The organism is Chryseobacterium sp. UF-290 (assembly GCF_058245615.1).
Window position 1 is genome coordinate 19,699 of sequence record NZ_JBSICB010000006.1, and the last position, 13,261, is coordinate 32,959.

At 37.8% G+C, this 13,261-nt stretch carries 15 protein-coding genes; 9 read left to right on the forward strand and 6 right to left on the reverse strand.

Annotated elements, in window-relative coordinates:
- Positions 1-6: 6 nt before the first annotated feature.
- The gene (locus AC4IF5_RS08745; RefSeq protein ID WP_490733625.1) at positions 7-1,851 is read right to left on the reverse strand and encodes an alpha-L-fucosidase; all 1,845 of its coding nucleotides are present in this window, start codon (positions 1,849-1,851) and stop codon (positions 7-9) included.
- 607 nt (positions 1,852-2,458) lie between these two features.
- On the opposite strand from AC4IF5_RS08745, the gene chrA reads away from it, so the two are divergent.
- The 4 genes from chrA to AC4IF5_RS08765 all read left to right on the forward strand — a co-directional run bounded on the left by chrA (position 2,459) and on the right by AC4IF5_RS08765 (position 5,247).
- On the forward strand, positions 2,459-2,683 hold the full coding sequence (chrA, locus tag AC4IF5_RS08750) for an MNIO class RiPP chryseobasin precursor ChrA (RefSeq protein WP_490733627.1): 225 nt from the start codon (positions 2,459-2,461) through the stop codon (positions 2,681-2,683).
- A gap of 3 nt (positions 2,684-2,686) precedes the next feature.
- The gene (chrH, locus tag AC4IF5_RS08755; RefSeq protein ID WP_490733629.1) at positions 2,687-3,784 is read left to right on the forward strand and encodes an MNIO family chryseobactin maturase; all 1,098 of its coding nucleotides are present in this window, start codon (positions 2,687-2,689) and stop codon (positions 3,782-3,784) included.
- Positions 3,785-3,814: 30 nt separating this feature from the next.
- Positions 3,815-4,303 carry a chryseobasin maturation helper ChrI gene (chrI, locus tag AC4IF5_RS08760; protein ID WP_490733631.1) on the forward strand — a complete coding sequence of 163 codons (489 nt, stop codon included), beginning with the start codon at positions 3,815-3,817 and terminating at the stop codon, positions 4,301-4,303.
- Between the two features lie 314 nt (positions 4,304-4,617).
- Positions 4,618-5,247, forward strand: coding sequence for a hypothetical protein (locus AC4IF5_RS08765; RefSeq protein WP_490733633.1), 630 nt, complete (start codon positions 4,618-4,620; stop codon positions 5,245-5,247).
- Positions 5,248-5,324: 77 nt separating this feature from the next.
- On the opposite strand, the gene rpe is transcribed toward AC4IF5_RS08765, so the two are convergent.
- Positions 5,325-5,975, reverse strand: a complete 651-nt coding sequence (gene rpe / locus AC4IF5_RS08770) for a ribulose-phosphate 3-epimerase (RefSeq protein ID WP_490733635.1) — start codon at positions 5,973-5,975, stop codon at positions 5,325-5,327.
- 108 nt (positions 5,976-6,083) lie between these two features.
- Positions 6,084-7,157: a chryseobasin maturation metalloprotease ChrP gene (gene chrP, locus AC4IF5_RS08775; RefSeq protein WP_490733637.1), complete on the reverse strand. Its 1,074-nt coding sequence runs from the start codon at positions 7,155-7,157 to the stop codon at positions 6,084-6,086.
- Between the two features lie 51 nt (positions 7,158-7,208).
- Here chrP and AC4IF5_RS08780 point away from each other — a divergent pair, with 51 nt between their 5' ends.
- A complete protein-coding gene (locus AC4IF5_RS08780) occupies positions 7,209-7,913 on the forward strand; it encodes a DUF4294 domain-containing protein (RefSeq protein ID WP_490733639.1) in 705 nt (234 codons plus the stop codon).
- Positions 7,914-7,939: 26 nt separating this feature from the next.
- Here AC4IF5_RS08780 and AC4IF5_RS08785 read toward each other — a convergent pair whose 3' ends face one another.
- Together AC4IF5_RS08785 and mnmC2 are read right to left on the reverse strand one after the other, a co-directional pair.
- A complete protein-coding gene (locus tag AC4IF5_RS08785) occupies positions 7,940-8,356 on the reverse strand; it encodes an NUDIX domain-containing protein (RefSeq protein WP_490733641.1) in 417 nt (138 codons plus the stop codon).
- A gap of 207 nt (positions 8,357-8,563) precedes the next feature.
- Positions 8,564-9,238, reverse strand: a complete 675-nt coding sequence (gene mnmC2, locus AC4IF5_RS08790) for a tRNA (5-methylaminomethyl-2-thiouridine)(34)-methyltransferase MnmC2 (protein ID WP_490733643.1) — start codon at positions 9,236-9,238, stop codon at positions 8,564-8,566.
- Positions 9,239-9,323: 85 nt separating this feature from the next.
- On the opposite strand from mnmC2, the gene AC4IF5_RS08795 reads away from it, so the two are divergent.
- The 4 genes from AC4IF5_RS08795 to AC4IF5_RS08810 all read left to right on the forward strand — a co-directional run bounded on the left by AC4IF5_RS08795 (position 9,324) and on the right by AC4IF5_RS08810 (position 12,654).
- Entirely contained in the window at positions 9,324-10,394 is a 1,071-nt protein-coding gene (locus AC4IF5_RS08795; protein ID WP_490733645.1) for a branched-chain amino acid aminotransferase, read from the forward strand.
- A 275-nt stretch (positions 10,395-10,669) separates the two neighbouring features.
- On the forward strand, positions 10,670-11,182 hold the full coding sequence (locus AC4IF5_RS08800; protein ID WP_490733647.1) for an FKBP-type peptidyl-prolyl cis-trans isomerase: 513 nt from the start codon (positions 10,670-10,672) through the stop codon (positions 11,180-11,182).
- A gap of 81 nt (positions 11,183-11,263) precedes the next feature.
- Positions 11,264-12,301, forward strand: a complete 1,038-nt coding sequence (locus AC4IF5_RS08805; RefSeq protein WP_490733649.1) for a peptidylprolyl isomerase — start codon at positions 11,264-11,266, stop codon at positions 12,299-12,301.
- 131 nt (positions 12,302-12,432) lie between these two features.
- Complete coding sequence (locus AC4IF5_RS08810; RefSeq protein WP_490733651.1) at positions 12,433-12,654, forward strand: hypothetical protein; 222 nt, start codon at positions 12,433-12,435, stop codon at positions 12,652-12,654.
- A 90-nt stretch (positions 12,655-12,744) separates the two neighbouring features.
- Here AC4IF5_RS08810 and AC4IF5_RS08815 read toward each other — a convergent pair whose 3' ends face one another.
- On the reverse strand, positions 12,745-12,990 hold the full coding sequence (locus tag AC4IF5_RS08815) for a hypothetical protein (protein WP_490733653.1): 246 nt from the start codon (positions 12,988-12,990) through the stop codon (positions 12,745-12,747).
- Between the last annotated feature and the right edge of the window lie 271 nt (positions 12,991-13,261).

Consider the following 13,261-nt stretch of genomic DNA (forward strand, 5'->3'; position numbering starts at 1 on the left):
ATGATCTTAAAGGTTATTTTCAATAGCACCTATTTTCTCTCTGTAAAGCTCTAATGGTTTGTTGAGCAAAACAGCGATAACCGTCATGTTTTTATCAAGCCTTTCTTTGGGAATATCAATATAAATGATTCCCGGCCTTTCACTCCAGTAGAGTTTATTATAAATCGTATGAGGAAGTAAAGTCCCTTCACCTACAATTCTTATTCTTGCAATTTCATTTTTTATTCCCTTTAAAGCGATAGGCCCGGATGGAGTTCCTTCGACAAAAAGATAAAGGGTTTGCTTATCCTTTGAAAGAGCACTCATTCCAGGGTAATGTCCGTCAGGTAATCCTTTCTCTGTTTCAAAAAAAGCTTCCGCGTGTTTGCTGATCCAATTGGTGGTTTCAGGATTGGTCTGAGCCGTTTTTCTGAGCTTCATATCAAGACCGTCACTTGTCAGCCCGCTGCCCGTGAACAGATTATGGCCACTATGAAGAGCATTGGCTAAATTGTATGCGGCCAGCCGGGTATTTTTATTTTCCATCAATGTATTCAGCTGAAATTCTTCTTGCTTAAAATCTTTGAGAAAAACGGGAGGAGTATCGAAGGTCAATTCTGCAACAGTAACATCTTTATCAAATCTGACTTTTGAGAAATTCAACGTAAGTGTTTTTTCTCTATAATCCATATTGACTACAGCCTGGTCGTCTCCAATGATTTTTACAGAAGCAGGCTTTGTTGCCAATCCATAAACTTTTGTGAGACTTTTAGCTTCTTCCAGATAAAGGAACAACGACTTTTTGGATGTTGATAGCGCGGATTTTCCTTTGTAATTTTCAAAGGGAATGCCACGACCGGTTTCATAGACCGCCGTTGTATTTTTGGAAATCCATCGGCCAAGGTTTTTCAGGATTTCAACCTGTTCTCCGGGAATTGTTCCGTCCGGTTTAGGGCCGATATCAAGAAGAAGATTACCTCCCATACCAATAACGTCTGTCAACGTCCGGATGATCATATTGGAAGTCTTATAATGATGATCATGAGGCTGGTATCCCCACGAGTCATTCATCGTGTAGCAAAGTTCCCAGTACGGATGTTGCGGAGCGATAACAGGAATGCCCTGTTCCGGCGTATCATAATCACCATGATCAGTGAGCCTGGAATTGATAATGATATCAGGATTATATTTCTTTAAAATATTCAGGGTTTGCGGAGCTTTCCATTCTTCGGAAGTATGTTCCCAGTCTCCGTCGAACCATAGCAGATCAGGGCTGTAACGGGAAGAAAGTTCGGTAAGCTGGGTCTGATAATAATGAATGAAATCTTGCCAGCGGTTGGGATCATTTTTTATTTCATATCGTTTCTTAGTGCGGGTATTAATATCATAGTAAGGATGACTCCAGTCCGGTAATGAAAAATAAAGCCCTGTCTTCAATCCCGAGCTTTTAAGGCTGGAGATGAATGGGTTTAGAACATCTTTTTTGGCGAGGGAATGATTGGGAACAGTGATCGCTTTTTCAGCATTTGAGTTCCAAAGTGAAATGCCGTCATGATGTTTGGTAGTGATGACTGCATATTTCGCCCCTGATTCTTTGATCAGATTCACCCATTGGTCCGGCTGGTATTGAGAAGCTGAAAATCCATTCAGCTGTTTCATGTAATTTTCATGATTGATATAATTGTTAAAGAAAGACCAGGATTCAGAAATTCCATTGACGGAGTAGATTCCCCAATGAATAAAAATCCCCAGTTTGGCATTTCTGAACCATTCCATTTTCTTACTGCTGTCCACTGATTGAGCCTGTGCATTGATATTGTGTAATGATAATACGCATCCAAGGATCACAGCTTTAATCAGACTGTTTTTCATATGAGCTTATTTTTAATATTAAAGCTATTTAAACTTTTCCAATGAAAACCAAAAAAGCTAAAAAAAGATTAAACACTTAAGTTGCTTTTAAGTCACAAGCCTGCTGCACAATAAGTACACCTGAGCTTTATGAAAATCTTTGATTTTCTTCTTATGTGAACTTTTTATACAGCATCATTTTAAATTAACTTAAGTGGACTGAAGTGTTTAGAATAAAAGCTTTTTCAAGTCAAAAAATATCTATGATTCTTATAAGATAAAAAGTTTAAACAGATTCATTAAATATAGTCAAAAGAATATATATTAAAGTATAAAATAGGTTTCTATTATTTTTCATGGTGACTGATATCAGAAGGACGTTCTTTTTATTGTATCTTTATTTTTGAACGTTGAAATCTGGGAGGCATGACGCTGTTGAAAAATTAAAGCGAAAAATAAGAGAGCTGAATCAAAAGCAAAAAGGAAATCAGAAAAAAACTTGTAAAAAACAATAAAAAATAGCTAAAATAAAGGCTGAAACTAAATGATGAGAGTGAGATAAGCGTTGTAACAGATCATTATCATTATAATGGAACACTTATTGCAAATTTTTATTTAAAAAAAGATTATGAAAATTCCAGCGTTATTAATGGCCAGTTTATTGGCGGTGGGAGTGTCTGCCCAGACTACCAAGTCTGCCACCAAAACTAAAAAGCCTGTAAAGAAAGTAAAAAAAGTGGCTGCTGTGCGTGACACAGCTGAAAAGCCAAAGCCGGGAAAGCCTAAAGGTGTTGTAAGAAAAGATACCCTTGTATTAAGTGAGCATGGCTGTCCTGCCTGCGGAATGGGATAGCCTATGGAAAAGCCGCTCTTAGGATTATCGATGATGGCAGAAGCTGATTTTGTTTCTGCTGTTTTGCCGTTATTGCAGAATAATTCCGTTGATGTACTGGAGTGGTCGTTTGATACCTTTTATGATGCGAAAGAGCCGGACTGGCTGAATGAGCTACTTAATTTTTATTCAGAAAATAACCGGCTTATAGGGCATGGGGTGTATTATTCGTTATTTGATGCCCTATGGACCGAAAGACAACAAATTTGGCTTAAAAAATTAAAAGAAGAAGTCCGTAAAAGGAAATACAATCATATTACCGAGCATTTTGGTTTTATGAATACTGAGAACTTTCACCAGGGAGTGCCTTTGCCGGTATCTTTACACCCCAAAACACTGCAGATCGGGAAAGACAGGCTTTACAGACTTCAGGAGGCTGTTGACATCCCTGTCGGAATAGAGAATCTTGCCTTTTCATTTTCCATAGATGATGTGAAAGAGCAGGGGGTATTTCTTGACCGGCTTGTAGAAGATACCAACGGTTTCCTGATCCTTGATCTTCATAATATTTATTGCCAGTCCTGCAATTTCGGAGTGGATATGCAGGAAATAATCAGCTTATATCCATTGGATAAAGTCAGGGAGATTCATCTTTCCGGGGGAAGCTGGCAGCAGAGTGCTTATGGCAAAAAACCTATCCGTAGAGATACCCACGATGACTGTATTCCTGAAGAGATTCTGTCTGTATTCCCTTCCGTACTTTCTCAATGTTATTATCTGGAGTATGTAATCATTGAAAGGCTTGGGCACACGATAAAAACCGATGAGCAAAGGAAAAGTTTTTCTGATGATTTTAACCGGGTTAAAAGGATGACAGAAACTTCAGATTATAAAATCCGGAAAAAAAGTCGCTGGGCCAAAAAAGAAACCGTATTTCCGGAAGATCCTGTTGAAGATCTGATCTTACATGAAGAACAGTCAAGGCTGACAAAGCTTCTTTTCGATAGTGCCGGGGAAGAGACCATCAAAGCTCAGAAATTTCATTATTTTAAAACAGAAAACTGGGATCCGGAAATGATACTCACCGCTCAAAATATCATTAGGAAATGGAATCCTTATTAATTCTATCCTGATCATCACAAAACTCATTATATGAAAATGGCAACTTTAGTGTTAATCATCACCGCCGTCCTTACCGCTTTGATAGGAGGGCTTTTTTATGCATATTCCTGTTCTGTAGTTCTGGGGCTTGGTAAGCTTTCTGATATAGAATACCTGAAGGCTATGCAGCATATCAACCGGGAAATTCTAAATCCGGTATTCTTCATGAGCCTTATGGGAACGGCAATCCTGCTTCCCGTATCGGCATTTCTGTTTCGTGGACAGCCGCCCTTTATCTTTCTTTTGTTGGCAACATTAGCTTATCTGACAGGTGTCTTTGGGGTAACTGTTGCAGGGAATGTCCCCATGAATGATGTGTTGGATAAGTTTGATATTTCCAATGCAACTACTGAAGCGATTAAGCAGATGCGTGATAATTTTGAAAACCGGTGGAATTTTCTTAATCATATACGAACTGCTTTTTCAGTGATCAGTATAATCCTGGTGGTCTGCGCCTGTATCTGGAATAAGGAAGCTTAAAAACTGAAAAGGATAAGTAAGTAGAAATACCTAAATGAAAATTCAGTATTTCTACCGATGCGATATATTGCTCTTTATTCAGATCTTTGTATAGATAGCAAAAGCGAATTTATACATTAAACATTTTTGAGAAAAAATTAATAACCAAGACTACTCAAGTTCAAACAAAGGAAAGGCGGCCAATTGGCTGCCTTTTCCGATTATTTCTTTTTGGTAATTAGAGTTTAACACCTCTTAAGAAAGGGTGTTTTTCCTATTAAACTGCTATTGGTTTATTTTGATCTTTGTCCCAATCATAATTAAAATTAAAACCAATGAAACATTTAGAAGAACTTTTCAGTTTGAGATTTTTATCTCTGAAAAAACTTTACGCCATTTTGGCTTTTGCTGCAGTGTTTTCTATAGCAAGCTGTAGTAAAGATGATGATGACCCTATTGTTCCACCCGTAGCTTATATCGTTGAAAATCCTTTGGACAAATATCATGAAACGGCTGGTTTTACAACGACTACCAATTTTATAAACTCAGGAAATTATGAATTCGGGCTTGCTTTTTCACCTAATGTCAAAGGAAAGATCAGTGCAATAACCATAAAGCTGCCTGATGCCAATCCGAATGTAAGGGTAACCTTCTGGGATTATACTACTAAAACCGTATTGAGAACAGAAACGGTCAATGTTACAGCCTCTAATACTTTGATCACTAAAGAGATCCCGGAACTGGCTTTGGAGAAAGATAAAAAGTATATGATTACAATGAATTCCAATGACTGGTACAAGAGATCAAAGCCTGATAACAGTAATGCGGTATATCCTATCACTGCGGGAAATATCAAGTTCCTGGAATATAAATGGGGAAGTGGTACAGCCCAGACGTTTCCGGTTAATACCTCACTGGATTATAATGGAGGAGACCTAAGCTTTAATTTTCAACAGGTAGACTGATAACCATATCTTAATTTTTTTCAACAGAAAAGGCAGTTCCTCATGAAACTGCCTTTTCTGTTAATATATAGAGTTTTTTAAATCTTTAAAAGCTCAATAGTTCTTTCCGGGCTTTCTGCAGAAAATACAGCATTTCCAGCGACTAAAACATCAGCTCCGGCTTCAAAAAGCCTGGAAGCATTGTCAAGGTTTACTCCTCCGTCCACTTCGATAAGAGCTGTAGAATTATTGCTCAGGATAAGATCTTTCGTTTCAGCGATTTTCTTGTATGTATTTTCAATGAATTTCTGACCTCCGAATCCTGGATTCACACTCATCAGCAATACAAGATCCACATCAGCAATAATATCTTCAAGCATTAGGACAGGAGTGGAAGGATTCAGAACGACACCTGCTTTGGCTCCTTTACTCTGAATATGGTGGATGGTTCTGTGAAGATGTGTACAGGCTTCGTAATGCACAGATACAAGATCGGCACCATGATCAATGAATTCATCAACATATTTTTCGGGTTCCACGATCATCAGATGAACATCCACGAATTTTTTAGCATGCTGCTGAATGGTTTTCATCACAGGAAAACCAAATGAAATGTTAGGTACAAATCTTCCGTCCATTACATCAATATGGAACCAGTCGGCCTGAGACCTGTTTAGCATTTCAATGTCTCTTTGCAGATTCCCAAAGTCTGCAGATAAAAGGGATGGAGCAATAAGCTTCGTTTTCATTTTTACTTTATATTAGATATTTAGAGTCAGGATTCAGGAATCAGGATAGGGGTTATTCACATGAGATAACTTTTATACCTATTTTGGATGTCTTGCATCTTGATTCTATTAATGATACTTCAGTTTCATTTCCGGCTTGATCTTCAGAATTGTTTCGTAGATAAGTTTGATGACATTTCCTACATCTTCTTTAGATACCATTTCTACCGTTGTATGCATATAGCGCAAAGGTAAGGAAATTAAAGCACTTGGTACCCCTCCGTTCGAGTGGGCGAAAGCATCCGTATCCGTTCCTGTTGATCTGCTGGCAGCTGCTCTCTGGTAAGGAATCTTTTTGGCTTTTGCCGTATCAATGATCAATTCCCTGATCGTGTGATGCACACTTGGAGCGAAGAATACAACCGGACCGGCACCACATTTCTGATCACCTTCTTTCTTCTTCTCAATCATAGGAGTTGTGGTATCATGGGTAACATCTGTTACGATGGCGATATTCGGTTTGATGGTATCAGCAATCATATCAGCCCCGTATAAACCTACCTCTTCCTGTACGGAATTGGTAATATAAAGGCCGAAAGGGATCGATTTTTTATTTTCTTTTAAAAGTCTTGCCACTTCAGCGATCATAAAGCCACCGATTCTGTTATCTAAAGCTCTGCAGACAAAATACCTGTCGTTCATTTCGAAGAATTCATCAGGGTAAGTGATCATACAGCCTACAAAGATTCCCATTTCTTCCACTTCTTTTTTGGAAGTCGCTCCGCAGTCGATAAAGATATTTTCTATTTTAGGGGTAGGTTCATTCTGATTGGTTCTGGTATGGATCGCCGGCCATCCGAAAACCCCCTTTACAATTCCATTTTCTCCATGGATGTGTACCACTTTCGAAGGGGCGATGGTCTGATCTGAGCCCCCATTTCTGATCACATAGATCAGGCCGTCATCCGTGATATAATTAACATACCAGGAGATTTCATCTGCATGGGCTTCAATCACTACTTTAAATTCTGCTTCGGGATTAATGATACCATAGCATGTTCCGTAATGATCTACCTCAATTTTATCTACATAAGGCCTGATATAGTCCATCCATGCTTCCTGTCCCTTGTGTTCATAACCTGTGGGAGATGATGTGTTCAAATATTTTTCTAAAAATTTCAAAGATTTCTTTTCAAATTTCATAAAAAGGAATGATTTTTGCGTTCGTTTTTTGTTCTTATAAGTGTAAAAATAATGAATTTTAGTAAGATTATCTGTCTTTTTATTTTCTTTTTGGGAGTCTGTGTTTTCGGCCAGAAGGATGCTGTGGTAGCCAAACCACTCAATCAATATCCGCCTGAATCCCTGAAAGTGGATGAATTTGGCAATAAATATTATTATGACGAGCAGCAGCAGGTCAAGATCTATGAGGTCAACGGGGAGCCTGTCGTTGTATTGGATGAACTGGTTTTGGTGAATAAGCCGAGATTCAATAATCAGCTGGATAAGAATTACTATTATTTTCTGAATAAAAAGCTCTATAGAGTATATCCTTTATTTGTCACTGCTCTGCAACAATACAGAGATATTCAGAATGATATGACCGATTTGGATAGCAAAGCCAAAAGAAAATTTGTAAGGGAAAGGCAGAATATGCTTGCAGATCAGTATGAAAAACAGCTTAGAGACCTTACCACTACAGAAGGACAGGTTTTTGCAAAACTCATGAACAGGGCTACCGGAAAAAACGTTTATGAGATCATTAAAGAGCTGAGAGGAGGATGGAGCGCTTTCTGGTGGAATGTAAAAGGTAAAATGGCTGATATTGACCTGAAAGACCGTTATGATCCCCATAAAAACAGAACGGATGAGTTTGTAGAGTCATTACTTCAGTCCAACTGGAACTCCGGCTATCTTCAGCCTTATCCCGGAGCTAACGATTTTAAAGTAAAGAAATAAGATAAAAAAATACCTGTAAGTAAGTCTTACAGGTATTTTTCTTTTAATTTATCAAATACAATCTTGTCTACAGGAAGAGGAAAGGGATTATCCGGTCTGTCTATCTCGATCCATTCTGTTTTTTCGATGCACGGATCCAGAATCAGAAAATCTTCTTCATTGACAATATTTACGATATAATATATGGTAAGAAGCTGTTCGTTTTCTCTGAAACGGGAAACCAGAAAATTCTCCTGAGTATAAAAGTGTTCTACAACATCTACCTTCACATTGAGTTCTTCATCGAATTCACGGTGCAGGCATTCCAATACTCCTTCACCATACTCCAGGCCACCTCCCGGAAATTTCATTAAAGGTTCGCCGGCATATTCCTCAAATAAGGTCAGTACTTTTTTATCTTTTATCGCACAGGCATACACTCTAATGTTGATCTTGTCTATCATATATATAATGTATAATATTTTGTATAGCTAAGGTAAGGAATTTTTATGAGGGAATGGCAATAAGCAAAGAAAGCTGAGAAGGCTTATAAAGCGGAGATAATTGGGGTTAGAAAGCGGGTGTCGAGTGTAATTTGTTGATATTCATTTATTTATAGTTTCTGCTCGTAATAAGATCCTGTTATCTTTACTTTCTCAGCCTTCTTTGCCTCACTGCTTTAACGCATTAATCATCTCCCTCTTCCCTGGCGGCCCCTGCTTTTTCTCTACCTTGAAATTGAGCTCCTGAAGAATTCTTCTTACACTTCCTTTAGAAGAGTAGGTCGTTAATAATCCGTTAATGGCCATTTTGTCAGAAACCAGTTCAAATAATGGCTTTTCCCAGAGATCAGGCTGTACTCTTGCACCGAAGCAGTCGAAGTAAACAAGGTTAATCTTAGGTAAATCAATGCCCTTTAGATCAAAAAAGTCACATTCTATCTTTTTTAAATTGAATCCACTGATGATTTCAACTGACTTTTCCCAATCTGCCAGATGAATTTTCTGATAAATATTTTTGAACTCAGGGTTATCAAAAAGCTCAAAATATGCCAAATCGTTTATTTCGGATTCATTTATGGGGTATTTTTCGAGCGAAAAATAATTGATGACATGATTTTTGTCAGTTTTTAAATATTCATTAATTGTCACTAAAACATTCAAACCTGTTCCAAAACCGAGTTCTAAAATATTAATTTCGCAATCATTTATCAGATTAAGTCCATTTTTAATAAACACATGTTCTGCTTCCTGGAGTGCTCCGTGATGAGAATGGTAGTTTTCATTTAAATCATTGATAAACAATGTTTTACTACCGTCGTTTGTGGTCTTTATTTCTCTTTTCAAGCTATTTTTTTGTCAAATTTACTCTAAAATTTTTATATTTAGAAAATTATGTTAAATTTGTAGAACATCGTAAAAATTTTAAAAAATGATAATTCAAAAAACTGAAAACTCCAGAATTTCTACATTCGACCCGAACAATTTTTCATTTGGAAGTAATTTCATTGATCATATGATCATATGCGAGTATGAAAATGGAAAATGGGGTGATGTAAAATTAGTTCCTTACGGTCCGATACCATTTACACCTGCTATGATGGGGGTGAACTATGGACAAGCTTGTTTTGAAGGTATGAAAGCCTACAAAGACAAAGATGGGCAGGTTTTCCTTTTCAGGCCTGAAAAGAATTTTGAACGTATCAACAAGTCAGCAAAGCGTCTTGCCATGCCTGAGGTGACTGAGGAAATGTTTTTAGACGGTTTAAAAGCATTAGTAGATATTGACAGAGACTGGATTCCTCAGGGAGAAGGAATGTCTTTATATATCAGACCATTGATTTTTGCTACAGAGGAAGCTTTGAAAGCAAGAGTTGCCAATAAATATATGTTTGCCATCGTTGCAACACCTGCGAAAAGCTATTATTCAGAGCCTGTTTCTGTAAAAATATCCGATCATTATTCAAGAGCGGCAAACGGAGGAGTTGGTTTTGCGAAAGCGGCAGGAAACTATGCAGCTTCTTTCTATCCTACACAGCTGGCCATTGAGGAAGGATATGAGCAGATTATCTGGACTGATGATGCTACTCACGAGTATTTTGAAGAGAGTGGTACTATGAACGTATTTGTAAGAATCAACGATACCATCTATACACCGCCTACTTCGGAAAAGATCCTTGACGGAGTGACGAGAGACAGTTTCATCCAATTGGCTGAGAGAAGAGGAATTGAAGTAAAAGTTGAGCCTATTGCTGTAAAGACTGTAATTGAAGCTCAGAAAAATGGTACTCTGAAAGAAGTGTGGGGAGTAGGTACTGCAGTGGTAACTACCATATTCCAGGCATTAGGATATGAAGGACAGAAATTAGAGCTTCCAAAATTATCTGATGAAGAAAGCTACGCCGCAATACTTAAGAAAGATCTTGTAGATCTGCAGACTAACCTTTCTGAAGATCCGTTCGGATGGAGAGTAGCGGTAGATCACGTTTTGGAAACAGTTTAATCTTAACTGAATTTAATCAATCATATAGAGCCGGGAAGTTCCCGGCTTTTTTGTATTAATGATGCTGATTGCAAGGGTAAAGGATTGCTCTTTATTAGATATTTATTCTTTTTGATAGGGGGAGCTTTATGGTTCATCTTCTTAAAACTTAATTATATCTTAATGATTTAAATCCTGTCTTGATTTCATTATGATGAATCTGTACTGATAGATTCGCATATTTCTTCCTCAAGTTTTGTTATTGATTCACGAAATGTGTATTTTCGCAAAAGTTTATGAAAAAAATACTCTTCATATCAGCCACAGCCCTGTTGAGCTGCAACAGAAATGCACAGACGGCCCATCCTCCTGTAGGAGGTGTTTTGAGTCAGAAAGATCTGGATGTTTCTAAAAACAGGATGAAAAATCTGAATACCATAGAAAGAGGTCAGATCCAGGATTGGATCAATGGTCAGTCTGTGAAGTATTATCCTACGCAGCTGAATTACTGGGTGACGGTAGAAGGCTATGATAAGAGAGAAAGAAGGCCGGATGAAAGCCATATTTCCTATTCCTATGATCTCTATGATTTTGATCAGACCAAAATTTATGATCAGCCCATTGAAAGAAGAGATGCCAGATTTGGCCATTTTGATGAACTGAAAGCGGTAGAAAATGCTTTACGTTTTATACATGATGGAGAGGAAGTAACGCTTTTGGTACCGTCTTCTTTGGCCTACGGAACTTTCGGAGACGAAAAGAAAATAGATAACGATATCCCATTAATCATAAAATTAAAAGCATTATAATACATGAAATTGTTTAACAAGAATATAATTCTGGCAGCGGCAAGTATTTCGCTGATGAGTTGTACCCCAATTTATAAAAAAATGAACGTAGACAAAGAAACTTACGAAGGTCTTAATGACGGACTTTATGCTAATCTTCAAACCACAAAAGGTAACATGATCGTGAAGTTTGAAGACAAGAAAGCACCAGTAACTGTAGCCAACTTTATCGGTCTTGCAGAAGGAAAAATCGATAACAAAGCTAAGGCTAAAGGAGTTCCTTACTATGACGGAACTATTTTCCACAGAGTGATCAAAGATTTCATGATCCAGGGAGGTGACCCTCAGGGAACAGGAATGGGAGATCCTGGATATAAATTTGAGGATGAAAGAAATGACCTTACGCATACGGGAAAAGGTATTCTTTCTATGGCGAACTCCGGACCCAATACAAATGGCTCTCAGTTCTTTATCACTGAAGTTGCTACACCTTGGTTAGACGGGAAGCACACGATCTTCGGAAAGGTAGTAAAAGGTACAGAAGTGATCGATGCCATTGCTAACGTTGAAAAAGGAGCCCAGGATAAGCCTAAAACGGATATCGTTTTAGAAAAAGTATCTGTTTTCGGAAAAGGTGATGAGTACAAAAACTACGATGCGGCGAAAACTTTCAATGAAGGTAAAGCTAAGATCGCAGAGAACAATAAAGCTTTCATCGCTAAAGAAGAAGCGGAAAGAAAGAAAAAAGAAGAGGAGTTCAAAGCAAATCAGGAAAAATTAGTTGAAAGCTTAAAAGCTGGTATGCAGAAAACTGAATCAGGTCTTTACTACAAGATCACTAAAACAGCTGACGGTAAAGCGCCAAAAGCTGGTGACAACGTATCTGTACACTATGCAGGAAAGTTAGTAGACGGTACTGAGTTCGATTCTTCATTCAAGAGAAACGAGCCGATCGAAATTCCAATCGGAATGGGAAGAGTGATCAAAGGATGGGATGAAGGTATCCTGTTATTAAAAGAAGGAGAAACTGCCACTTTATTGATCCCGCCGGCAATGGCTTATGGAGAAAGAGGTGCAGGAGGAGTGATTCCGCCAAATTCCTGGTTAGTTTTCGATGTTGAGCTTGTGAAAGTAAAATAATTGAATCTTTAAGATATGAAAGCCGTCCTGTAAAGGACGGCTTTGTTTTTTATAAAGTACCGTAGAAATACGGTTTTCTGTGAAAGCAAATTATTTCTATCTTTATCAGTCACCTAATACAAAATAAAAATATGTTTGATCTGAATTACGATTTAATAAAGCAGGAAATTGAATCAGAAACCTGTAAAGAGCACAACCTGCATCCGGAATTTGTAAAGACGGACGAAGGCTTTGGAATCAGAGCCTGCTGTGAACCCTTTAGGCTGGAACTGGTTACAAAATCTGAAAAAATGATTGAGGAGGAAACTACAAAGTTCCTGGAGAAAATGATGAAGGATATTTTTAAGGAATAAATTTTATACGATGTAATGATAACACACCCTGTTATTATCAAAAAAACCGCCTCATCAAGGCGGTTTTTCAGTAAAAGAAAGATTAAAAAGTTATATGTTTCTACCTGATCTTTTCTTCATTCCCGTTCCGGCTAAGGAACTGATGAATACAAGGCCGAAGCCGATATAAGCGGCAAAGGCGGTCAGGTATATTATTAAGCTGTTTAAGCTTGGTTTTGAGGTGTATACCAATATAGAAAAGGCAGCAAAGCTCAACACCAATAACAGGCTCCAGATATGCATTTTTGCGGCATCTTCATTTCTCTTAAAAATCATTTCAAAAAAGGCTCTCATCATTACTAACATTTTAAGGGTTATACATTATAATTAATAGAATAAAGGCGTGCTCATCACGGTAAAAAGAATGGCATATTCTTTTACTGGGCTAAGGTTCACGATGGCTTTGCCGTTTATTTATATCATGATACCGGGCTTACGTCCGGGATTTTTCATTTTTTTGAACCAATAATGATCCATGGGCTTATGAGTGATACCAGTTAGATACGGGGCATAAAACTACAGTGAAAAATCAACAGAGGGTTGATTGATCACGTTCCCGTATCTTTTA

Excerpts from the sequence above, each read along its gene's own strand:
- AC4IF5_RS08745 (WP_490733625.1), bottom strand. The coding sequence starts at position 1,851 with ATGAAAAACAGTCTGATTAAAGCTGTGATCCTTGGATGCGTATTATCA.
- chrA (WP_490733627.1), top strand. The coding sequence starts at position 2,459 with ATGAAAATTCCAGCGTTATTAATGGCCAGTTTATTGGCGGTGGGAGTG.
- chrH (WP_490733629.1), top strand. The coding sequence starts at position 2,687 with ATGGAAAAGCCGCTCTTAGGATTATCGATGATGGCAGAAGCTGATTTT.
- chrI (WP_490733631.1), top strand. The coding sequence starts at position 3,815 with ATGAAAATGGCAACTTTAGTGTTAATCATCACCGCCGTCCTTACCGCT.
- AC4IF5_RS08765 (WP_490733633.1), top strand. The coding sequence starts at position 4,618 with ATGAAACATTTAGAAGAACTTTTCAGTTTGAGATTTTTATCTCTGAAA.
- rpe (WP_490733635.1), bottom strand. The coding sequence starts at position 5,975 with ATGAAAACGAAGCTTATTGCTCCATCCCTTTTATCTGCAGACTTTGGG.
- chrP (WP_490733637.1), bottom strand. The coding sequence starts at position 7,157 with ATGAAATTTGAAAAGAAATCTTTGAAATTTTTAGAAAAATATTTGAAC.
- AC4IF5_RS08780 (WP_490733639.1), top strand. The coding sequence starts at position 7,209 with ATGAATTTTAGTAAGATTATCTGTCTTTTTATTTTCTTTTTGGGAGTC.
- AC4IF5_RS08785 (WP_490733641.1), bottom strand. The coding sequence starts at position 8,356 with ATGATAGACAAGATCAACATTAGAGTGTATGCCTGTGCGATAAAAGAT.
- AC4IF5_RS08795 (WP_490733645.1), top strand. The coding sequence starts at position 9,324 with ATGATAATTCAAAAAACTGAAAACTCCAGAATTTCTACATTCGACCCG.
- AC4IF5_RS08800 (WP_490733647.1), top strand. The coding sequence starts at position 10,670 with ATGAAAAAAATACTCTTCATATCAGCCACAGCCCTGTTGAGCTGCAAC.
- AC4IF5_RS08805 (WP_490733649.1), top strand. The coding sequence starts at position 11,264 with ATGAACGTAGACAAAGAAACTTACGAAGGTCTTAATGACGGACTTTAT.
- AC4IF5_RS08810 (WP_490733651.1), top strand. The coding sequence starts at position 12,433 with ATGTTTGATCTGAATTACGATTTAATAAAGCAGGAAATTGAATCAGAA.
- AC4IF5_RS08815 (WP_490733653.1), bottom strand. The coding sequence starts at position 12,990 with ATGATGAGAGCCTTTTTTGAAATGATTTTTAAGAGAAATGAAGATGCC.